The following is a 21,224-nucleotide window of genomic DNA, read 5'->3' as shown; positions in this document are numbered from 1 at the left end:
GCGACGGCAATCGCCGCGTGGCCGTGACCGCCACGTTCGACATCGCCAACCAGGACTTCGCCACCTGGCGCGAGGCCGACCGCGAATTCCGGAATCTGGTGTCGCGCTGGGCATCCGCATCGGGAGCTCAACCGCCCTTCGACCGCACCGTCGACACCCAGATCACCGGATATCCCGATGTGGAGCAGGTCTACGCGCACGAAGTGCTGTTCAGCACGCTGCGTGGAGTCGCCGTGTTGATCATGGTGATGATCGCGATCCTGTACGTGTACTTTCGGCGGGTCGTCGACGTCGTCATCTGTCTGATCGGGGTCACCCTCTCGGTGCCGCTGACGCTGGGCGCGATGAACCTGCTGGGCCAGCCCTTCTCGATCGTCAACAGTCAGGTGCTGACACTGGTACTCATCGTCGGTATCGCGGAGGCGCTCCAGCAGCATCAGGAGTACATCCGCCGTCGCGAAGCCGGGCGTGACCATCCGGTCGCCAACCGTGAAGCCTTCTCGCTGCTCGCCTGGGCCGCGTTCATGACCGGGCTGGCCACGGTACTCGGATTCGCCGCCCTGGTGGTGGCCGACATGAGCGCCATCTCGTCCTACGGCCTGTGCACCGCGGTCGGGGTCAGCATCGCTTACCTGGTCAACTGGCTGGTCGTGCCGCGCGCGATCGATGTGTTCTACCGAGGATCGGCCCAGCGACAGTTCGGAGTGCGCGCCAACAAGGCGAGCCTGGCGATGTTGCGCGTCGCCGACCGTATGGTCACCGGACGCCCCGGCGCGGTCGTGGCCACGTTCGTGGTCGTCGTGGCGGTCCTTGGCTGGCTCGGACTGTCCCAGATCTCGATTGATCAGAAGGTCAACGAAGAACTGCCCGCCGGCCATCCCGCACTGGTCGCCCAGCGCACCTTCGAACAGGAGTTCACCGGATTTCTCGGTCCCGAGCTGTGGATCCGACCGACGTCGGGCACGATCGGCGACCATCGTGAGCAACTCGTACAGTTGGTCGAGCAGCTGTGCGCGCAGCCGGAGGTTCGCTACGTCGGTTCGGTCCTCGATCTGATCCCGCAGCCGACGGCCCCGGGCGCAGCCGACGGCCCGAACTGCCGCCGCGAAGCCGCCGACCTGACACCCGCGGTCGCCGCGCGAGCCGGCGCTTACGGACCCGGGCTGCACCAGCTCTCGCGGTCTGTGCTCGATGCCGACGCCACCCAGGCGGCGGTGATCATTCGCGTCGCCGATATCGGCACCAAGGCATCGATCCCGTTCTCCGTCCGGGTCCAGGACATCGCCCGGCAGGCGATGCCGTCGGCAGACATCGACCTCGTCGGGCCGTGGTGGCTGGCCCAGCAGGGGATGCACTCCTTGTCCTTCGAGATGGGATTGTCCGCCATCGCCGCGCTCGCGCTGATCCTGCCGGTGATGTGGGTCGCCATCCGGGACCGTCGCCTGTTCCTGGCAGCGATCGTGCCCACCGTGCTGCCGATCATGGCGGTGCTCGGATTCATGGGGCTGGCCGGCATCACGGTTCGGATCGGCACCGCGATGATGCTGGCCATCGCGCTCGGTCTCGCCGCGAGCAACACGATTCATCTGTGCCTGCGAATCCGTGACCGGGTGCGCGCCGGAGTCGACGCCGAAAGTGCGGTGAGCGCAGTACTGCTGCGCACCGGAACCCCGGTGATGTTCGGTTCCTATGTCCTCATCGCCGGCTTCGTCTCCATGCTGGGCAGTTCGTTGCTCGCGTTGCAGGACATGGGCGCGGTCGGCACGTTCACCATGGCGTTCGCGATGGTCGCGGACCTGCTCGTCGGCCCTGCGGTCTACCTCCTGCTCGTCCGTATCGGAAAGCCCGGATCGGCGAACCGGCCCGCCGACACCGAACCCGTACAGATCACGCCGGTGCTCGAGACCGCCGCAACAGGAGCCCTACGATGACCCACACCCTCGCCGCTGCCCTGCGTGACACCCTCGCGCGACACCCCGAACGACCGGCCATCACCTATCGCGCAGTACACGGTTGGCATACCGTCACCTGGCACGAGCTGGGCAGTCTCGTGGCCGACACCTGCGATCGACTCGACTCCATCCATCTGGGCCAGGTGGTCGCGGTGATCGCCGAGACCGATGCCAGGTATCCGATTCTGGAGTTGGCGTTGGGACTGACCGGCCGGATCGTCATGCCGCTGTACACGACCAGCAGCCACGACGAACTGCGCGAACTGCTCGCCGCGGCGCCCGCCGACGCGGTCGTCGTCGGTGACGCCATGTCGATTCCGGGCAGCACATCAATCCCGGTACACCGCTTGGTCGACCTCGTTCCGCTGCCGGGTGTCGACAGGGGAGTGGAGGTGATCGGTGCCGATGTCGAGCCGTTCGACTCGAGCAATGTCCTGCAACGGATTTCGGTGTTCGATCCACCCGCGCGAGCGGCCGCGCTGTACTTGCAGAGCACGGGTACTACCGCACCAGCCGGGCTGATCGAGCTCTCCGGCGCCGCGATGGCCGCCGCCGCCGACGTGCTCGCCGAGTATCCGACTCAGAAGCACCCGCGATTTCTGTCCTTTCTGCCGACCGCGCACATCTCCGAACGGTTGTTGACGGTCTACCTGGCGGTGTGGGTGGCCGGACACACCTGGTATGGCGGGGGCCTCGCCGACCTGCAAGCCGATCTGCGGGATTGCCGACCCACGCTGTTGTTGGCGCCACCGCCGCTGCTGCGCACGATCCGGCAGGAAACCGAGACCGCCGCGGCGGGCTCCGCGCTCGGACGATCGCTCGTAGCGGCCGCCGAACGGACTGTGGCCCGAATTCTGCTCGCTGGTCGAACAGGGATCACCAGAAGAGGACTCGCGCCCCGGCTATTGGGGCGATCGGTGCGCGCCTCGCTGGGGCTCACCGCGGTCAGTGAGATCTTCGCTGGGACAAGCCCGCTGGACGCGTCGACCCAGGCGTGGTGGGAGGCAGTCGGGTTGCCTGTGCGCAACGTCTACGGGCAGACCCAGATTGCCGGCGCGGTGTCGTCGACCGCGCTGGTCGGTGCGCGGCTACCCGGGGTCGGTACCCCGGAAGGATCGGTCAGGGTGCGGATCGGCGACGATGACGAGCTGCTGATCGACAGCCCGGCGAACTTCACCCGCTATGTCGGTCCGGATGGGCCCGAGCGCACTGCGGCGGCGTTCACCGCCGACGGCTGGCTTCGTACCGGCGACCGAGCGCGGTTGACGGAGGACGGCGAGCTCGAAGTGATCGGCCGGACGCACGGTGTGTTCGGCCCGCCGGCGGCCGCGTTGTCCGCCGAGGTATTGGTCGGGCGGCTGGTCGAGCGCTTCGGTTCGGTCGACGCTGTTGTCGCCGCCCCCGAAACCCGTGACAGCGCGGTGCTCTACCTCGCGTTCCGCCCCGATCGGTGGACCGAGGCGGACCGGAGCGGCGAATCCTCGATAAACGCTCTCGCCGAGGACGACGCGCGCTTCGGTTCGGTCGCCGACGCCCTCGCGGTGGCGGACCCGCTGGGTGTCGTCACCGCGGTGTGTCTGCTCGACGGTGCGTTCGGCATGAGCACCGGGGAGGTCGGCCCGACCGGCAAACTCCGTGCATGGCGTATTCACCAGCTGCGGTCGAACAGCCTGGTCGCCCGCGAGCGGATGGGGGTCGACGCGCTCTCGGTCGAGTCGGCGGGGCTGAGCACGTAGGCACACCGCGAACGAGCGGGCCTGATCAACGGGCCTGCTCGTTCGCCGTTCGTTCGTCATCGGCGTCCCGTTCGGTAGCGCCAGTGTGGCAGTGTGTTCCATGCGCGACGATGTCGGCGATCGTGTCGATGTAGTCAGGGCTGAGCGTCAGCCCACGCAGCACCAGCCGCGCCCACAGCGAGCCTGCCAGTAGATCGATCACGGTGCCTGCATCGATATCGGCGGGGACCTCCCCGCGTGCGACAGCTCTGTCGAAGATGGCCTGCTCGCGCTCGAGTCGTTCGCTGAAGAACCGGTGACCGGCGGTGGCGAGCGCCGGTCGTGACGCCGATGCGGACAGGACCGCCGCCGCGATGGCCGCGGTGTCCTCGGCTGTCAGCAATCGGGCGATCTCGCGCGCGAGCGCGGCGAGATCACCGCGGAAGGTGCCGGTGTCGGGGATGGAAATCCGTAATGGCGCAGCAACAGTCAGCGCTGCGGCCAACAACGCGTCCTTGGATGGCCACCACCGATACAGCGTCGTCTTGTTGACCCCGGATCGATGGGCGACCGCCTCCATCGTCATGGCGTCGTACCCGGCGTCGGCGAGAAGCTCCAGTGCGGCGAGGTAGATGACCTCGGCTTTGCGTGGGCCTGCGGTGGGTGGTTCGGTTGTGGACACACCGTCACGATACAACGCAACGTTGCGTTGGATATCCGGCTGAGATACGCTCGAATGCAACGCAACGTTGCGTTGCTTTTCGCGAAGAGGGGTTGCGATGTCGGATCGTCTGCCGGTGGTTCTCGTTCATGGAATCAGGCTGAGCGGCGCGGCCTGGACCACGGTCGCCGATCGCGTCACCGACGATCATTCGGTGATCGCCGTCGATCTGCCGGGTCACGGACGTCGTCGTGGCGAGAAGTTCACGCTGGCCGCCGCCGCCGAAACGGTCAGCGCCGCCATCGATTCCGTCGGTGGTCGCGCTGTGGTCGTTGGGCACTCCCTGGGGGGATATGTCGGTATCGCGGCCGCCGCTGAGGCTCCTGGCGCAGTGGCCGGCCTGGTCGTCGCCGGCTCGACCTGCGTGCCGAGCCGGTCGCTGATGCTGCCGTTCTCCGTGATGCATCGGGTGCTGTCGCTGCAGTCCGATGGCGGTCAGCGGGCGAGTGCGCGACTGTTCGACGCGATGCTGCCGCGGCCGGTGGCAGTCGCCATCAACGGTGCGGGCATCGCTACCGAGGTGATCCCGGATGTGGTCGCCGAGCTCAGCCGGTTCGACGTGCTCGCGGCGCTGGCCTCGTACCAGGGTCCGGTGTGGCTGATCAACGGCCGACACGATCACCTGCGGATACACGAACGCCGCTTCGTCCGGGCCTGCCGCACCGGACAACTGAGCGTGGTCCCCCGAGCCGGGCACTACCTGCCACTGGCGGATCCAGTGCGTTTCGCCGACTTCGTTCTCGAAGCGGCGGCGTCGGCCGAGCACCGGCTGAGTACCGATCCGAACTGAATGTCCGAAGCCCGACGAGGATGGCCCGCAGGCGTGATGCCCGCGGGCCATCAACGGTCAGCGCTGCGACACCGTGACCGTCGCGTCGGTCGCGGGCAGATCGCTTCGGTGTAGCGCCGAAGGCCACCAGTTGTAGCGCCCGAGCAGACCCATCAAGGACGGCACGAGCAGAACCCTGACCAGGGTCGCGTCGAGCACGACAGCCAATGCCGCACCGGCACCGAGCATCTGCACCGGGGTGAGTCGTGAAGCCAGCAACGCGCCCAACGGAATGACCAGCAGCAGTGCCGCCGCGGTGACCACCGGCGCGGTACTCGCGAGACCGACATCGACCGACTCGCGAGGTGACGCCCCGGCCTGGCGGGCCTCGGTCATGCGGTGGAACAGGAACGAGGCGTAGTCGGTCGACAGGCCGTAGGCCAGCACCGCGACGATGACCAGCGCGGTCGCTTCCAGTGCGGGCGAACCACCGATCGCGGTGTGCTGGAACACGATAACGAGGATGCCGAGAGTGGCACCCAGTGACAGCACACCGATGACCGCGTTCTTGATCGGGATGACCACCGACCGGGTGAGGACGCCAAGGAACAGCCCGCTCAGCACGATGAGCAGGAGCGCGACGTACGGCAGCCGGTGCGCCAGGCTCTGCAACAACGATTCGAATCGCGCGACCTCGCCGAGAACCTGCGCATCGGGGACAGTGCCGCGCACCGACCGCAGAATTTCGCGACTGCGGGGCGAGGTGGCGGGGGAATCCACGGCAGCGTTGATCACACTGGATCCATCCGACAACGGGACGGGGGGCTGCACCCGGAGTATCCCGGGCAGGGCGCCGATCAGCTCGGCGGCTCGCTGTGGCGTCATGGGGGAGCTGGCGTCGACGAGCACGGCGATGCCGGTATCGGCATGGTCGAAGTCGTTGCGTAGCATCGTGGTTACCCGCGCGGCGGCGGAATCCGCAGGCAGTACGTCGGTGTCGTACCCTTGGATCCGGGTGCCCAGCGCCGGTGCCGCGAGTAGCGCCAGTGCCAGCGTTCCGGTCACCGCGACCACGGCCGCATGACGTTGGACCAAGCCACTCCACTGCCGCCACCGTCGGCCGGCATCGGCGGGACGTGCTCGCCGCAGGCTCAGTGCCTCGATCCGGTCGCCCAGCAACAACAGAATCGCGGGCAGCACCACGAGCGCGAAGATCAGGCACGCCCCCGTCAACGCGACGCCGGCGATCCCCATCGAATACAGGAAACGCTGCGGCAGCAGGCACAGCGTCGCGAGCGCCGACATCACGGTCAATCCGCTGAACGCGACAGTGCGCCCGGCGCTGCGCATCGCGACGTAGACCGCGTGCGGCACCGCCGAGGCGCGGCGCTCGGCGCGGTAGCGCGTAATGATCAACAGGCTGAAGTCGATCGCGAGACCCGTGCCCAGGGCAGTGATGAGATTGAGGGCAAAGGTCGACAACTGCAGGGCCTGTTGGGCGACGAGCAACGCGACGAATGTGGTCAGGACGCTGAACCCGGCGCCGATCAGCGGAATCGCGGCAGCGGCCGCAGTGCGGAACACCCACAGCAGCGCGATGACCAGCAGCGGAAACGCGACCAGTTCGGCGATGAACAGGTCCTCGGTGGAGATGGTCGCGGTGTCGTGGTTCGCCACGGTAGGACCGCCGACGATCGACCGCTGCGCGAGTCCGGGTACGGCCTCGATCGCACGCTGGACCTGGTCGAGGAAATGGGTGTCGCCGCCCGCGTCACGATCCAGGGCCACCAGCAGATAGGCGTGTTCGCCATCGTTCGAGATCATCCGGGGGTCGCCGGTGGTGTCGAAATCCGCCACCGCCACGATGTGGGCGACACCGAGCAGTGCGGGGCGGATCTCGGTGAGTTCGGGGCACGGGTGTGTGCTCCCACGGGTGCAGTCGACGATCACCTGCAACCCTTGCTCGGAATCGATTCCGGTGCGCTGGGTGTAGTCGGCCATCGCCGCGCTGAAGTCGGAGTTCGGGTCGTCGTAGTCCGCCAGCGAGGCAGTCATCTTCGGCGCGACGAGCACGGCCGCCAGCATGCCGAGTGCGGCGAGCGCCAGGGCCGCGGCGACGACAGTGCGCGGGCGCAGCAGTGCGAGGCCGATCAGAATTCTCATGCGAGCACCCCGGTCACGGTTGTGAGATCGATGCACGTCCAATAGTTGTGGCCGCTCGAGACCGCCATCACCCGGTCGCCCGCCGCCATGGTCGGCGCGTAGGTGTCGAGGTTGACCAGAACATCGGCCGCCAGGCAATGGCCGTGCGCGGCGGTCTGCCGCAGCATCCGCGCCGGGTCGAAGCCGCCGAGGCGGGCGAACATCTGGACCACGGTGTCACCGAGATTGCCACAGATCAGGTGTGGGAACGCCGTCGGCGCGATGTCGGCGAAGAAGCCGCGGTAGGCACGCTGGATTCCGGCGACGGTGCCGCGAACCATGTCCATGGTGTCGACCGCCGGATCCACATCGTGCATGCCGTGGTCGACCGAGGGGGTGATCTTGCCGATTGCCCACGAGGTCGAGTTCGGCGCCGGTGCGGCGGAGACGATGGCCGCAGCGGCGGCATCGCTCATCAAACAGGTGCCCGCGTCCACGAGCCGCGGACGGTCGTCCCAGATGTCGGTGGTGACAATGAGAACGGTGCGATGCTCGCCCGATCGCACGGCGTTGCGTGCCGTCGCGAGCGCCGCGCCGAAGTTCGCGCAGACATTGCCGGTGACGGCGATCAACGGTGTCGTCCTGCCGCCGAGCGCGTCGGCGAAACGGTTGGGGTCCCTGCTGATATCGGCACGGGTGTCGGTTGATTCGGTCGAGTACAAGATCAAATCGACCTGGGAGATATCGAGGTCGGCTCGTCGCAGTGTTGTTGTCGCGGCTTCGTGGGCGAGTTGCCATGGGGCGCAGTCGGCGCGGAAATAGTACTCGATGCCTTCGGCGCCGGTCCGTGCGCGCAGTGCCGGGTCGGCGTCGATTTCGTCCAGAAACGACTGCTTTTCGCCGTGCGCCCAGGTGATCGAATGCAGGTACGCGGTGGTCATGCGGGTACTCCCGGGCGTTGCGCCGCGCTCGAGGGCTGGATGAACGCGGTGTCCGGACCGAGCAGCGCGGTCAACAGCGCACGCATCGTGTCGTCGAAGGCGCGGTGGGCGATGGGTTCGAGTACGTCTGCGACAGCGGGCATCCCGAGGTCGAAGGTGGCGTTCAGGGTGACGCGGGTGGGTCGGTCGAGCTCGCCGGTCACCTGCCAGGCCCCCGCGAACTCGGCGAAGTCGCCGTCGATCTGGCGGAACTCGATGCGGTGGGCCGAGGTGTCGATGGTGTCGTGCTCGCGCCACTTCAGGATTCCGCCGTGAAACCGCACTGCCCACTCCGAACTCGGCGGGTCGCCTGCGTGGTCGACGGTCAGCGAAACGATGACCTCGGGCACCAGGGCGGGATAGCGGCGGAAATCGGAGACCAGAGTGAACGTGGCTTCCGGCGATGCCGTGGTGGTGGCGGTGATGGTGTATTCAGGCATGAACGATCGCCTCTTCCCTCGAACGCGGTGCTGCGCCGGCTCGAGCCCAGTGGTCGAGCGAGCGGTTCAGCTGAAGCAGTGGATCGGTGACGGCGGGCTGGTAGTCGCTGACGGTCGTGGCATCGGGAAACGGGTCGACGATCGACACGTAGGGAGCCACATGGGTGAACAGGTTGTCGATCCGCCGGGCCAGGCCCGGGTCGAGCTCGGACAAGAAGGCAGGGCGAATCAGCCGCTCGTATTGGTCACGGTCGATGAAGCGTGGGGCGAGGGGGCGTGGCTCTCCCGTCGATCGCGGGACGAGGAAGGCCTCGATCACCTCCCAGACGCGAGGGGCCGCCGCGCCGCAGGTGAGCCACACCAGATCGTGCCCGGTGTCGCCGCGCTCCAGCGCGACCCGGCTCAGATGCGCCAGTGCGGCAGCGACGACATCCTGGGTGATGATGTCGACGCGGGAATCGGCGCCGCACGGGAAGAAGGGCAACCGACCGCCCCGAACGAGTTCGGCAAGCCGGAACAGGCCCTGGTAGCCGGCGATGTGACCGTCGCTCGAATCGCCGATCACGATGGAAGGGCGCACGATGGTCCAGCGTCGGGCGTGGTCGGTGACGAGGCGTTCGCCGACGAGTTTGGATTCGGCGTAGTTCAAACGCGCGCCGCGGTTCTCGGCCCGGTCGATGGCCTCCACGAACGCGGTGCTGACGTGGATCAGCGGAGCATCGGCGTCGTTGGCCAGCTCGATCGCGTGCCGGGTGCCGCGGGCGTTGTCCTCGGCGAGCACGGCGGGATCGGCATTGAGGGAGGTGTTCGCGGCACAGTGCAGCACGCACCCGGTGCCATCGACCAGCTGGTTGTACGCGGTGTCGTCGAGGCCGAACCGTGGCGCGGTGATGTCGCCGGTGACAGTGTCGACGCCGGGGAGTGGCGTGCGATGGGTGAGGGCGGTGTAGGACCCGGTAGTGAGCCGCTCCCGCAACGCGGTGCCGACGACACCGGTGGCGCCGGTGAGCAGGATCGGGTTGCTCATTCGCCGCTCGCCGTCGTGTCGAAGGCGACGATGGCCGCGTGCGCGGCCGCCCAATCACCGTTGAACCTGCGGTCCAGTGCGTGCACCCAGCGTTCGAGGCCGAATGCCACACAACTGGTGTGCACCGGATCGCCCCGGAAGCTGATGCGGGCACGATCGCCGAAGAAGTTGCGATGGCTGTTGAACGAGGCGATGGCGACGCCGTCGTCGGTCACGATCTCTTCCTTCACCGGCAGCAATCGCTGCATCAGCGCTCGGGATCCGTTCGGGTCGAAGAACGGATCGGTGGCATGCTGCACCTGCACCGACAACCCGAGGTGTTCGGTCAACGACAGCACGCGGGGTTTGACATGGGTCAGGTGCGTGGTGGCATGGTCTGCCGGACCCAGGGCGACCAGCTCTCGCATCGTGAACTGGTGCAGTCGGCGTAAGCCGTGATACCGGGTTTCGTTGCGGCAGCACCGGCTCGCGACCGTCACGAGCAACGGTGCCTCGAGTACGGTGTCGGTCAGTGCGGCGTAGGCCCCGTAGCAGGCCGCCGAGGTGATGAACAGCTCCTCGTGTGATCCGTCGGCCTCGGCTGTCATGGTCGGAGTCGCGGCGACGGCGAGGTGTGGGAAGTTGTCGAAATAGTCGAAGGACGTCAGTTGCGAACGGGTGAGCAACGCGGGCAGATCCCACGGTTGCGCGTCGATCTCGGTGGCCCACTGCTGAAAGATCGCGTCGATGGCGTATTTCACACGAGTGACATCGGGGCCGAAAACGGCGAGGCCGTCGGTGACGCGGTATCCGGGTATGGTCGTCTCGATCATGGATTCCTCGGGGTGAAGTAGGTGTCACGGAGCCCTCGCAGGGTGCGAATCGAGTCGAGATCGAGTGTCTCCATGTCGATTTCGTCTCCCGTGAGTTCTTGGATCAGCAGCAGGAACTCCACCAGGCCCAACGAGTCCAGGGTGCGGCTCTCGACCAGGTCCAGATCGGGATCGTCGCCGGTGAAGTCGGGGTTGCGGGTGGCGAGAAAGCCGATGACCTCCTGCGGTAGGTGGTGGGTCACTCGTCCCACCCACCCGCGTAGAGACCGAGGCGCCGGTAGAAGCGGTCCAGGCGGCGCATGATCTCGGTGTGGACTTGTGCGCGGGCGGGATGGGTCAGCAGCCGGCGACGCATCGCCAACGGGTTGTCCACGCCGGCGTAGGCGTAGCAGCGGGGGTTGTACATACTGGCCACCGAATAGCGGATGTAGTTCTTGACGTAGTTCGCGACGTCGCCGTGTTCGGCTTCGCCGCCGTTGCTCATCGCCTCGGCGTAGAGCGACTCGACGAGCCGTTTGCCGAACGCGACGTGGCGGTTCTCGTCGTGGTGATGCACCGCATGTAATTCGGCGATGATCGGCGGGATGAGGGTGCTGCCACCCAGTCGCGCGTTGTAGTAGTCGAACAGCTCCTCGAAGACCAGGATCCTGCTGAACACCATGAAGTCGGTCCACGGGCCCTTGGCCACCGAACTCGCCAGTGGGCTGGGAGCCGCCGCGGGATACACCCCGTCCCAATAACGGTTGCAGAATTCGGCGAAGAACCACATGTGGTCGTTTTCTTCACCGATGAAATGGTGTAGATACTCCGATTCCGGACGGAATCGGGGAGTGTGGATTCGCGCGGCTACTTCGCCCATGAGTTCACGTATGCCGTGGACGTGCAGGCTGAAGAAGTTGATCGTCTCGGCGTGGGAGAGGCGTATCGCATCAGCGATATCCCAGTGCTGCTCGGTACCGTGACTGGTCAGGAAGGGTGGGTCCATCCACCACACTTCGCGGTCTACCTCGGCCGGCCAATCGAACCGTGTGTACGGGTTGTAGAAGTCTCGTCGAGACAGGTCCGTCAACCGTCCCAACGCCGCCTCGAGTTTCGCATTCATCGCATTCCTAGGTAGGACGGGGTCCCGCGCGGTTCCGGCGGACATGTCGGGTTGAGCATGCGTAATGCGAGGGTGTCGACTCAACGGGTTTCGTCACGGCCCCTCGACTCGATGCCGGGTCGATTCGATGCGCGTCGACGATCTCTGTGAGCAACCGCGCACTCGAGGTGGGACCGACCTCTTGCGTTCCGGCGGACCGTGGGTCACAGTGGTGTCTGACATATGTCTGTCACCGTGTATGACATGCCGTTATTGCCGGGCCTGCCGCTGAGCTCTCAGCTCGTGTCCGAGCCGGTGGAGGAGGTTCCGCGAGATGCTTACGAATCGGACGTCGTCTGCGAAAGCGCGCCGCAAGCAGGCCGCAGCGGATCTGATGGTTGCCTTGCGAGAGCTACTCGAGGAGGGAACGGCCTTCTCCGACATCACCATCCAGCAGATCACCGAGCGCGGCGGCGTGTCACGCCCCGCCTTCTACAGCCACTTCGTCGACAAGAACGAGTTGTTGTCCAGGCTGGTGGTCGATGCGCTGTCGCCGGTCACCGCGCGGATGAGTGAACAGATGGGGGAGTGGCCGTCGGGGCCGGCGCACATGCCGACGGCGCTACGCGCTGCGATCGAATATCTGGAGCCGCACCGCGTGGTGATCGCGGCCTTCCTCGAGGTGGCCAACTATGACGCCGATGTCGCCGCGGCACTACAGGCCTCCCTCACCGCGTTCCGCGGCGAGCTGACACAGCGGATCCAGCGACAGCAGGAGGCGGGTGTGGCGCTCGGCGGTGACGCGAGCACGATCGCCCTGGCGCTGTCCGCACTCGCGATCGAAATGGTTCGTGAGTTCGTCAACGGCGAGAACGGCGTCGACGCGCAACGGTGGGTGGAGATCATGTCGCTGGTGTGGGGTCGAGTCGTCTACGGCGACCAGGCCGACGCCGCGGCGGGCTGACCAAGCGCCCTGTCGACGGACGACAAGGGGTCGGCCGGTGATTCGAATCACCGGCCGACCCCTTGTCGATTGTCGGGTCAGTCCGAGGTGGAGGTGAAAGCCACTACCACCGAAGAAATCGACGCAGCCGCGATCACACCACAGACGATGTTTCCGCCAGCGGTCGTGATGCCCTGCCACTGCTGGATCGCGATCGGCATGAATGCGGCGGCGATCACGCAATCGACCGCGATCACGGCGACGATCGACCGTTCGTCGGTGAGCAGCCGCCGTAGCTGTGTGATCATGGTGGCGCCGCCGATCACGAAGGCGATTCCAGCGAAAGCGAGCAGTGCGGGTGTCAATCCATGGTGGACCGGCCATAGTCCGCTGACGATCGCCACGAGCGCGGTGCCGCCGAGGATTTTGACCGTCGCATCGAAGAGCAGGCCGATCCGTGCGGTGGATAGGGCGGAGGCGGGCAGCCGAGAATTCAGAACAGACACAGACGATCAGCGCCCCGTTCCCGCGTACACTACCGCGGTGGTGTCACCGGCCAGGTCGAAAGCCTTGTGCACGGTCTTGACCGCGGTGTCGAGATCGGTGTCGGAGACCAGGACCGAGATGCGGATCTCGGAGGTCGAGATCAGGTCGATATTGATCCCGGCCACGGCGAGCGACTCGAAGAACATCGCCGTCACGCCGGGGTGCGACTTCATCCCGGCGCCGACCAGGGACACCTTGCCGACCCGATTGTCGTAGGCGATCCGAGTGAATTCGATGTCGGCGCGGTGCTCGATGAGCAGGCCGACCACACGCTGACCGTCGGAGCTGGGTACGGTGAAGGTGATGTCGGTCCTGCCGCTCTCGATGACCGACACGTTCTGCACCACCATGTCGATATTGATGCCGGCGTCGGCGACGACGCGAAACACCTTCGCGGCATAGCCGGGCAGGTCGGGAATGCCGACAACGGTCACCTTGGCCTCGCTGCGGTCGTGTGCGACGCCACTGAGGATTGGTTGTTCCATGACAATCTGCTCCATCGATCCGGTGACGAGAGTTCCGGTGTTGTCTGTGTAGGAAGACCTGACATGGATCGGCACGTTGTATCTGCGGGCGTACTCCACGCACCGCAGCATCAGAACTTTCGCGCCACAAGCGGCCAGTTCCATCATCTCCTCGTAGGAGATCGTGTCGATCTTGGTGGCATCGGTGGCGAGGCGCGGATCAGCGGTGTACACGCCGTCGACATCGGTATAGATCTCGCAGACGTCGGCCCCGAGTGCGGCGGCGAGTGCCACCGCCGTGGTGTCCGATCCACCGCGCCCCAGGGTGGTCACATCATCGGTGTCCTGTGCGATCCCCTGGAAGCCGGCGACCAAGGCGACGCAGCCGTCGGCCAGTTCCGGTTTCAGCCGGCTCGGAACCATGTCGATGATCTTGGCGTTGCCGTGGGTTCCGGTGGTGATCACACCGGCCTGGGCGCCGGTGAACGACTTGGCCCGGACTCCGAGTGACTGGATAGCCATGGCCACCAACGCATTCGAGATCCGTTCGCCGGAGGTCAGCAACAGATCGAGCTCACGAGACTCGGGCTCGGCGCAGACCTGGCGGGCCAGATCGACGAGATCGTCGGTCGTGTCGCCCATCGCCGAACACACCACCACCACCTCATGCCCTTGCCTCTTGGTCGCGACGATCCGTTCGGCGACCCGACGGATCCGTTCGGGAGTGGCGACCGACGAACCACCGAACTTCTGGACGATCAGACTCATGCGACCACCTCGGCGTCGCCCACGGCCCCTGCTGCCACCGCGGCGGTGAAGGCGGCCGCCAGCGCGGGCACGAGGTCGGCGTCGGTGAACATCGTGTAGTGGTTGCCGGGGACCGAGATGATGTCGACCTCGCCGGCGAGGTGGGCGATCCACGCGTCCTTGGGGACGAGTCGAATCCGCAGCGAGGCGAGTTCGTCCTCGGGGTGTTCCTCGGCGGCGTCGAAGATCACGCAGCGGCCCCGGAACCGACTGTCCGGGTAATAGCCCTTGAGCGCGTTGTGGTTCTGGCGCCAGGTCTGGGCGAAGTCGACGATGTCCTCGTCGGAGATATTGAGCCACTCCGGGCGGGACTCGAGCAGGGTCGGCAGTTCCACCAGGGTGTCGGCGGTGCGGTCCGTGGCCAGGGTGAGACCGGGCACCGCGGCCGAGATCATCTGCGGCAGGGCCGTCAGGAACTCCGCTTCGGTGAGCTCGTCGCCGAGGTAGGCCAGCGGCGCGTGCGAGTCGAACAGGTAGAGCTCGGTCACTGTGTCACCGGCCGCCTGGAGCTGGAGCGCCATCTCGAGCGCCACATTGCCGCCGAAGGAGTAGCCACCGAGGCGGTACGGGCCGCTGGGCTGGATGGCGACGAGCTCGGCCACGTTGCGCCGGGCCAGCTCTCGGATGGAGGCGGATTCACCGTGGGTGGGCGCGGTGAAGGCCACGATCGGCCCGCTGTTGTCGAGGTGGCCGGCCAGCCGCGAGTAGCCGAAGTTGGTGCCACCTGCCGGTGGCACCAGGAACAGCGGCGCACCGTCTCCGGCGACGATGCTGACCGTCGTCGCGCGCTGCGCGGTTCCGTCGATGACGTCGGCGATGTGTGCCGCGATATCGGCGACGGTGCGCAGACCCTCGAACCCGTCGAAATCGAGCTGCACATCGAAGTGATCGCGGGCGGTGGTGACCAGGTCGACCATGGCGATCGACTCTCCGCCCGCGTCGTAGAAGTCCGAATCGAGTTCGATGGCCTCGTCCTCGAGGAGATCGCGGACGGTGTCGAGAACGAATTCCGCGATGACGGCCGGATCTTCCGCGCGGTAGCTCCTGGGGGTCGCCTGCGCCACGGCGCTGTCGGCGCCATCGGCGGCGGCCTGCGGCTCGATCCAGTACGACTCGGTGTCGAAGGCGTAGGTGGGAAGCGAGAGTTTCTGCGCAGCAACGGGTTCCGATGCCGAGCTCGGAGCAGGAACGCTGCCGGTGCGGGCGAACTGCGCCAAGACGGTCGCGGCCTGCGCGGCGGTCTGTGCGTCGAAGGTCAGCGTTTCCGGGAACTTCTTGCGGCCGGCGTGCAGTGTCCAGGCGACGTCGTCGATGCGGTGAGCCTCGGTCTGCAGAGCCGCGGCCAGGCGTGCGGCGTTCCGGCTCAACGACTCGGTGGTGTTGGCGCTGATCGTGATGCGATGTGCCCCTGCCGGTTCCGGACGAGCCGAGACCGGTCGGTGGTGGCGACGCAAGACCGCGTGGGTGTTCGTGCCGCCGAGGCCGAACGAGCTGACCGCCGCTGCTTCGATCGGACTGTCGGGGACGTGCGGCTTGATGTTGATGGCGTAGTTCGACTCCGTGAGCGGCACGTGGGGGTTGGCTTCGGTGAAGTTGATCTGGGGTGGGACCACCTGGTGGTGCAGTACCAGCGCGGTCTTGATCAGTCCGACCACACCCGCGGCGGCGTCGAGGTGGCCGACATTGGCTTTGATACTGCCCAGCAGGCACGATTCCGGCGCGCCGCCGTCGGCATCGCTGTGGGCCCGCGAGAGCGCGCGGAACTCGATCGGGTCGCCCAGTGCGGTACCGGTGCCGTGGGTTTCGACATATCCCACCGTCGCGGCCGCGACGTCGGCGTTCGACAGCGCCCGGCCGATGACTGCGGCCTGCCCGGTCACACTGGGTGCGGTGAACCCGATCTTGTTGGAGCCGTCGTTGTTGATGGCGGTGCCCGCGAGCACGGCGTACACGTGATCGTTGTCCGCGATCGCGTCGGCGAGTCGTTTCAGCACGACGACGCCGCAACCGTTGCCACTGACGGTGCCGCTGGCGTCGCGGTCGAACGGACGGCAATGTCCGTCACGCGCGCCGATGCCGCCTTCCTGGTAGAGGTATCCGGAGGTCTGCGGGTTCACGATCGAGACGCCACCGGCGAGGGCGATGTCGTTGTCGCCGGTTCGCAGCGAGGTCGCCGCCTGGTGAATGGCGACCATCGAACTCGAGCAGGCACTCTGCACGGTGGCGGCCGCGCCGCGAAGGCCGAGTTTGAACGCGACCCTGGTTGCCAGGAAGTCCTTGTCGTTGCCGATCAGGACGGGGTAGTTGAGATCGTCGACCCGGTAGCGGCTGTTGCGTTGGATGTTGTTGAGCAAGTACGTACTCAGCGTGGTCGAGGCGTAGATGCCGATGCGTCCCGCGGTCGACGCGGCGACGACACCGGCGTCCTCGAGCGCCTCCCAGGCTGTCTGCAGCAGGATTCGGTGCTGGGGGTCGGTGATCTTGGCTTCGTAGGTGGTGAATCCGAAGAATCCCGCGTCGAACTGATCGACATCGTCGAGCACGGTGCCCGCGGGCACGTACTGCGGGTTGTCGACGAGCTCGGCGGGAACACCGGCGGCCAGCAGTTCTGCTCGGTCGAACCGGCGTACCGATTCGACCCCGTCGAGCAGGTTCCGCCAGAGGCCGGTGTGGTGGGTGGCGTCGGGCAGGCGAGTGCCGATGCCGATGATCGCGATGGGCTCCTGCGCCCTGTTTTCGTGCATGGTTCTACTCCGTCGGAAAAGGTGGTGGGATCGACTGAATGATTCCGAATCGACGTGGAATTCGGGAAAGCGTTCGCTGAGATCGAATTTAGTCGATTTACGAGTTCGGTGGACCGGTGTGAGCTGTGATCGTTCAGCCAGTCCATCGCGTTATGAAAGTCGTCGACGCGCCGGAATCCGTTGATCTCGAATGGAAATCACTGGAATCGTGGTGTCCGACGCCGGATCACATCGAGTAATCCGGTGTCATGCGCCCCGACACCAGTTCGCTGATATGCGCCAGCAGATGTCGTATTTCGTCGACCTGTCGACTCATTGCTGTCTCCCACCCGGTGGGAACGGCGCCGCACATCATTTCCGGATCGTCTATTTCGCTGATAGCGAGCACGAGATCGGATGTTCTGTCGATCAGATGAGTGTTCATTTCGGTGACCAAATGCTCGATATCCCGACCGGCACGGTGTCGGCTGGTGAGCGATCGAGATGTGTTGTTCCCGGGTGCCATGGATTCCCCTGTCCGCAGCGAGTGGTGCCGGCAATTCCCGACACTGTGTCAGACTCCGTGTCTGACAATCGTCAGGAGCCTATCAGGACTCCATGGGGGCTGTGGAGTGTATGTGACTCGCGGTTTCATGTGTGATGAGTCACAAGGGATCTGGGATGTACGCGCACGGGGCGGGGAACTCATCGGTTCCCCGCCCCGAGCGGTGGTGTGCTGATCGGCGACTACTCAGGCTGCGACCAGAGTCTGCAGCTGAAGGCGCTCGAGGTGCTCGGACTGCTGCTGGGGCGTGGTGAATTCGAACATGTCCACCATCTCCAGTCGCTCAGGTCGTTCGCACGAACGGCGGAGCTCTTCGAGCACCCGGATGAGCTGTGTGGAGGTTCCGCCGGCGTCGAAGAAGGCATCGTCGTCGCCGAAATCGTCACGGCCAAGCGCCGTCACCCACGCGGCTCGCACGGTGGCGAGTGCGCTCACTGCCCGCGAGGGGGCAGGTGGCGTGATCTCCGGCGCTGGGGGCGCCGTGTCCTTGGTGTCGCCTGCCCGGCTCGGCCACGGCAGCGCGGCATCGGCGACCTTGCCGTTGACGGTCAACGGCAGTGCGGCCAACGTGACGAATCGGTTGGGTCGTACGGCGGCCGCGAGTCGGTTGCGCAGCGCGTGGCGGATCTGGGCGTCGGTGATCGGGTAGGCGGTCACCACGAACGCGACCAACTCCGGTTCCTCCGGTGATCGGTCGTCGACCCGGACCGCGCACTCGCGGATCCCGTCGATCGCCAGCAACGCCGCTTCGACCTCGCCGAGTTCGATCCGCACGCCGCGTAGCTGGACCTGCTGATCCATCCGGCCCAGATAGACCAGGTCACCCGATTCGTCGACGCGGGCCAGGTCGCCCGAGCGGTAGTGCACACCGTCGCGTCCCGGCAACCGGATGAAGCGATCGGCGGTCAGATCGGGTCGCCCGAGGTAGCCGGCGGAGACACCGGCGCCGTAGACGAGCATCTCGCCGGCCACCCCGGCCGGAACGGGTCGCAGCTGCGGGTCGACGACCACGACGCCCATGTCGGGCAGCGGCTTTCCGATGACGCTGGCCCGTTTCGCGGCCAGGTCCGCGGCGGTGATGTGGTGGTAGGTGACATGTACCGTCGTCTCGGTGATGCCGTACATGTTGATCAGCTCGGCGCGGTCGCCGTAGAGCTCGAACCATCTGTCCAAGCTCTCGAACCGCAGCATCTCGCCACCGAACACCACCGATCGCACGGCGAGGCGTTCGGCATGCTCGGTGGTCATCGCCTGGGTGAGCTGGCGGAAGGCGGTCGGCGTCTGGTTGAGGACGGTGACCTCCTCGTCGGCGAGGAATCGGGCGAAATCGGCCGGAGAACGGCGGGTCCACTCGGGCACGATCGCCAATCGTCCACCGTGCAGCAGCGCCCCGAACAGCTCCCACACCGCGAAATCGAAAGCGTAGGAATGGAACAGCGCCCAGGTGTCGTCCGCACCGAACTGCATGTGCTCGCGCGCCGCGGAGAACAGCCGCAACACATTGGCGTGGGTGACCGTGACGCCCTTGGGCACGCCAGTGGAGCCGGACGTGAAGATCACGTAGGCGGGGCGGTCGTGCAGGTCCTCGGCTGAGGTCTGGGTGAAGGGGGTCAACGCGGTCGTGTCCTGGAGCATCCGTCGGAGATCGATCCGCTCGGGACCACCGACATCGGGCAGTGCGCCGCGGCCGGCGATCACCGGCATGGCCTCGAATCGCGCGAGGATGTGCTCGACGCGTTGCTGCGGTGCGGCCGGATCGATGGGCACGTATGCCTTGCCGGCCTTGAGGATTGCCAGCAGTACGGTCGCCAGGTCGGCCGAGCGTTCCATCGAGACGCCGACGAAGTCGCCGTCGACGTTCTCGACGATCCAGCGGGCGAGTCGGCCCGCGCGCTGGTCGAGCTCGGCGTAGGTGTAGTAGCTGTCCTCGTACGAAACCGCGACGGCATCGGGCGTGCGGGCGACCTGGTGCTCGAACTGTGCGGCGAGCGAACCGAATTCCGGCTCGAAGACCGAACGCCGGCTGGTCGCGGCCTCGATCAGTGCCAGCTCCTGGCCGCTGACCCACGGAATCTCGCGCAGGCGTGCGCTCGGTCGGGTGGCCAGGAACGACAGCACGGTACTGATCACCTGCTCCGGTCGGCTCCGGGCCACCGTGTCACCCACCTGCAGGTAGTAGGTGTAGCCCGTGCCGTTCTCCTCGACATTGGCCATGAACGGGCACAACGCCTTGCCGCGTTCGAGGTGGATCGGGTCGATCTCGTAGCCCGGCAGGCTCAGCGACATCCGCTGGCGGTAGAACGTGAAGCTGCTCGACGGGCGCGATCGGCCGGCTTCCGCCGATCCGAAGACCGCGCTCGAATGTCCGGCGAGATCGAAGTCCTCGAATTCGATGAAGCGGCCCATCTGCTCCTCGACGTGCAGGCACAGACTCTCGAACGTGTCGAAATCGTCCAGATTCACCGTCAGCGGCAAGGTGTTGACATGGTAGCCATAGGCTTTCATCATGCGTTTGTCGCGGCGCCGGTTCGACAGCGGGACACCGGTGGTCACGGTCGACGTGCTGCTCAGGCAGCCGAGTACCAGCAGATGTGCGGCGAGGAAGAAGCTGAACTTGCGCACACCGAGCGACTCCACAGCGCCGTCGATGTCGGCACTGAGCTGCGGGCCCAGGTGGACGGTGTGGTGCAGGCCGGGTAGTGCGCCGTCGCGGGTACGGTCGGCCTCCCACTCCGGGACCGACAGCGTCTCGACGCCTGCCAGGCTCGAGCGGAAGAACTCCACCGCGGCCGTCGTTCGCGCGGTGTCGGCGTCGACGAGCTCGGGAAACAGCGTCCCGCCGGGGATGGTGGCGTCGGGCACGCTGTACATCAGCATCAGGTCGGCGATGACGTTGTAGAAGGTGTGGACGTCGGCGATCATGTGCGAAGCGACGATCTTGATATACACACTGATGTCGTCGCGGATGATCTCGGCGTCGAACAGCGGCCACCGGTCCATCGGGATCGGTGTGTCGAGCTGATCGGACACCTCGGCGCGCAGTTGTTCCCCGGCGTCGCCGTCGCGCGTGATCAGCGGTGTTCGGTACTGCTGTGCCGCGTCGTAGACGGCATGCACCTCGCCGTCCTCGACGACGAAATACTCGTTCAGCGGCTCGGCCTGCCGGGCGACAGCGTCGATCGCTGCCCGCACTCGATCGACATCGATCTCACCTCGGATGCGCAGCAGGAATCCGACGTTGAAGGCCGGGTCGTTCGGAAAGAGAATCTGTTGGGTGTGAAGTTTTCGCTGCATTGCCGAAATTGGGCGACGACGCACGGTCACGTGGTCCTCCTCAGGTGTTACGTCGCGATATCAGGAGATGCGTCGTTGCGATCAACCTGATGAAAAGGGTGCTGTTGCACCTGCGCCCACCGGGGGTGCGAAAGTCAGGATTGTTAGTTATGCACTTCGGGCGCAATCACTTTCGTCACGGGCGGGGCGACATCGCGCCCGGTGGGAGCGTGATGTCGCTGACACGAGCGGGCCGTGACGCAA

Annotated in this window: 17 protein-coding genes; 4 read left to right on the top strand and 13 right to left on the bottom strand. The window is 66.1% G+C overall.

The genetic code is table 11. From position 1 onward, the window contains the following. Positions 1 to 17 precede the first annotated feature (17 nt). Positions 18 to 1,931: an MMPL family transporter gene (locus ACFYWJ_RS26915; protein WP_355282642.1), complete on the top strand. Its 1,914-nt coding sequence runs from the start codon at positions 18 to 20 to the stop codon at positions 1,929 to 1,931. Further along, positions 1,928 to 3,688, top strand: coding sequence for an AMP-binding protein (locus ACFYWJ_RS26910; RefSeq protein ID WP_355282645.1), 1,761 nt, complete (start codon positions 1,928 to 1,930; stop codon positions 3,686 to 3,688). Before ACFYWJ_RS26915 ends, ACFYWJ_RS26910 begins: the two co-directional genes overlap by 4 nt. Positions 3,689 to 3,713: 25 nt before the next feature. On the opposite strand, the gene ACFYWJ_RS26905 is transcribed toward ACFYWJ_RS26910, so the two are convergent. After that, positions 3,714 to 4,349 carry a TetR/AcrR family transcriptional regulator gene (locus tag ACFYWJ_RS26905; protein ID WP_355282647.1) on the bottom strand — a complete coding sequence of 212 codons (636 nt, stop codon included), beginning with the start codon at positions 4,347 to 4,349 and terminating at the stop codon, positions 3,714 to 3,716. 115 nt (positions 4,350 to 4,464) lie between these two features. On the opposite strand from ACFYWJ_RS26905, the gene ACFYWJ_RS26900 reads away from it, so the two are divergent. Next, positions 4,465 to 5,178 (top strand): alpha/beta fold hydrolase, encoded by a 714-nt coding sequence (locus ACFYWJ_RS26900; protein WP_387161595.1) that lies wholly within the window; start codon positions 4,465 to 4,467, stop codon positions 5,176 to 5,178. Between the two features lie 57 nt (positions 5,179 to 5,235). Here the strand turns inward: ACFYWJ_RS26900 and ACFYWJ_RS26895 are convergent, their stop codons facing one another. From ACFYWJ_RS26895 to ACFYWJ_RS26865, 7 genes are read right to left on the bottom strand one after another with little or no spacing between them, the layout of a single operon-like run. Further along, positions 5,236 to 7,320: an MMPL family transporter gene (locus ACFYWJ_RS26895; protein WP_355282651.1), complete on the bottom strand. Its 2,085-nt coding sequence runs from the start codon at positions 7,318 to 7,320 to the stop codon at positions 5,236 to 5,238. After that, entirely contained in the window at positions 7,317 to 8,240 is a 924-nt protein-coding gene (locus tag ACFYWJ_RS26890; RefSeq protein ID WP_355282653.1) for a hypothetical protein, read from the bottom strand. Before ACFYWJ_RS26890 ends, ACFYWJ_RS26895 begins: the two co-directional genes overlap by 4 nt. Beyond that, positions 8,237 to 8,719, bottom strand: coding sequence for an SRPBCC family protein (locus tag ACFYWJ_RS26885; protein ID WP_355282656.1), 483 nt, complete (start codon positions 8,717 to 8,719; stop codon positions 8,237 to 8,239). The genes ACFYWJ_RS26890 and ACFYWJ_RS26885 overlap by 4 nt, the downstream gene beginning before the upstream one ends. Beyond that, entirely contained in the window at positions 8,712 to 9,746 is a 1,035-nt protein-coding gene (locus ACFYWJ_RS26880) for an SDR family oxidoreductase (RefSeq protein WP_355282658.1), read from the bottom strand. The genes ACFYWJ_RS26885 and ACFYWJ_RS26880 overlap by 8 nt, the downstream gene beginning before the upstream one ends. Beyond that, positions 9,743 to 10,558, bottom strand: coding sequence for a hypothetical protein (locus tag ACFYWJ_RS26875; protein ID WP_355282661.1), 816 nt, complete (start codon positions 10,556 to 10,558; stop codon positions 9,743 to 9,745). Before ACFYWJ_RS26875 ends, ACFYWJ_RS26880 begins: the two co-directional genes overlap by 4 nt. Next, the gene (locus ACFYWJ_RS26870; protein WP_355282664.1) at positions 10,555 to 10,800 is read right to left on the bottom strand and encodes an acyl carrier protein; all 246 of its coding nucleotides are present in this window, start codon (positions 10,798 to 10,800) and stop codon (positions 10,555 to 10,557) included. Before ACFYWJ_RS26870 ends, ACFYWJ_RS26875 begins: the two co-directional genes overlap by 4 nt. Next, the gene (locus tag ACFYWJ_RS26865) at positions 10,797 to 11,660 is read right to left on the bottom strand and encodes a diiron oxygenase (protein WP_355282666.1); all 864 of its coding nucleotides are present in this window, start codon (positions 11,658 to 11,660) and stop codon (positions 10,797 to 10,799) included. Before ACFYWJ_RS26865 ends, ACFYWJ_RS26870 begins: the two co-directional genes overlap by 4 nt. Before the next feature lie 373 nt (positions 11,661 to 12,033). Between ACFYWJ_RS26865 and ACFYWJ_RS26860 the strand changes: the two genes are divergently transcribed. After that, positions 12,034 to 12,603 (top strand): TetR/AcrR family transcriptional regulator, encoded by a 570-nt coding sequence (locus ACFYWJ_RS26860; protein WP_355282669.1) that lies wholly within the window; start codon positions 12,034 to 12,036, stop codon positions 12,601 to 12,603. 77 nt (positions 12,604 to 12,680) lie between these two features. Here the strand turns inward: ACFYWJ_RS26860 and ACFYWJ_RS26855 are convergent, their stop codons facing one another. From ACFYWJ_RS26855 to ACFYWJ_RS26835, 5 genes are all read right to left on the bottom strand, one after another. Beyond that, positions 12,681 to 13,088 carry a hypothetical protein gene (locus ACFYWJ_RS26855; protein WP_355279773.1) on the bottom strand — a complete coding sequence of 136 codons (408 nt, stop codon included), beginning with the start codon at positions 13,086 to 13,088 and terminating at the stop codon, positions 12,681 to 12,683. A 6-nt stretch (positions 13,089 to 13,094) separates the two neighbouring features. Then, on the bottom strand, positions 13,095 to 14,360 hold the full coding sequence (locus ACFYWJ_RS26850) for an aspartate kinase (protein ID WP_355279771.1): 1,266 nt from the start codon (positions 14,358 to 14,360) through the stop codon (positions 13,095 to 13,097). Beyond that, positions 14,357 to 17,143, bottom strand: coding sequence for a beta-ketoacyl synthase N-terminal-like domain-containing protein (locus ACFYWJ_RS26845; protein WP_355279769.1), 2,787 nt, complete (start codon positions 17,141 to 17,143; stop codon positions 14,357 to 14,359). The genes ACFYWJ_RS26850 and ACFYWJ_RS26845 overlap by 4 nt, the downstream gene beginning before the upstream one ends. A gap of 226 nt (positions 17,144 to 17,369) precedes the next feature. Further along, positions 17,370 to 17,567, bottom strand: a complete 198-nt coding sequence (locus ACFYWJ_RS26840; RefSeq protein WP_355279767.1) for a hypothetical protein — start codon at positions 17,565 to 17,567, stop codon at positions 17,370 to 17,372. 306 nt (positions 17,568 to 17,873) lie between these two features. Further along, positions 17,874 to 20,981 (bottom strand): amino acid adenylation domain-containing protein, encoded by a 3,108-nt coding sequence (locus tag ACFYWJ_RS26835; RefSeq protein ID WP_355279765.1) that lies wholly within the window; start codon positions 20,979 to 20,981, stop codon positions 17,874 to 17,876. Positions 20,982 to 21,224: the final 243 nt, after the last annotated feature.

The organism is Nocardia sp. NPDC003269 (genome assembly GCF_042888005.1).
GTDB lineage: Bacteria > Actinomycetota > Actinomycetes > Mycobacteriales > Mycobacteriaceae > Nocardia.
Note: the sequence above shows the minus strand (reverse complement) of the source record. Positions and strands in the feature narration are given on the sequence as shown.

Excerpts from the sequence above, each read along its gene's own strand:
- ACFYWJ_RS26910 (WP_355282645.1), top strand. The coding sequence starts at position 1,928 with ATGACCCACACCCTCGCCGCTGCCCTGCGTGACACCCTCGCGCGACAC.
- ACFYWJ_RS26895 (WP_355282651.1), bottom strand. The coding sequence starts at position 7,320 with ATGAGAATTCTGATCGGCCTCGCACTGCTGCGCCCGCGCACTGTCGTC.
- ACFYWJ_RS26890 (WP_355282653.1), bottom strand. The coding sequence starts at position 8,240 with ATGACCACCGCGTACCTGCATTCGATCACCTGGGCGCACGGCGAAAAG.
- ACFYWJ_RS26885 (WP_355282656.1), bottom strand. The coding sequence starts at position 8,719 with ATGCCTGAATACACCATCACCGCCACCACCACGGCATCGCCGGAAGCC.
- ACFYWJ_RS26880 (WP_355282658.1), bottom strand. The coding sequence starts at position 9,746 with ATGAGCAACCCGATCCTGCTCACCGGCGCCACCGGTGTCGTCGGCACC.
- ACFYWJ_RS26875 (WP_355282661.1), bottom strand. The coding sequence starts at position 10,558 with ATGATCGAGACGACCATACCCGGATACCGCGTCACCGACGGCCTCGCC.
- ACFYWJ_RS26865 (WP_355282666.1), bottom strand. The coding sequence starts at position 11,660 with ATGAATGCGAAACTCGAGGCGGCGTTGGGACGGTTGACGGACCTGTCT.
- ACFYWJ_RS26860 (WP_355282669.1), top strand. The coding sequence starts at position 12,034 with ATGGTTGCCTTGCGAGAGCTACTCGAGGAGGGAACGGCCTTCTCCGAC.
- ACFYWJ_RS26850 (WP_355279771.1), bottom strand. The coding sequence starts at position 14,360 with ATGAGTCTGATCGTCCAGAAGTTCGGTGGTTCGTCGGTCGCCACTCCC.
- ACFYWJ_RS26845 (WP_355279769.1), bottom strand. The coding sequence starts at position 17,143 with ATGCACGAAAACAGGGCGCAGGAGCCCATCGCGATCATCGGCATCGGC.
- ACFYWJ_RS26840 (WP_355279767.1), bottom strand. The coding sequence starts at position 17,567 with ATGAACACTCATCTGATCGACAGAACATCCGATCTCGTGCTCGCTATC.
- ACFYWJ_RS26835 (WP_355279765.1), bottom strand. The coding sequence starts at position 20,981 with ATGCAGCGAAAACTTCACACCCAACAGATTCTCTTTCCGAACGACCCG.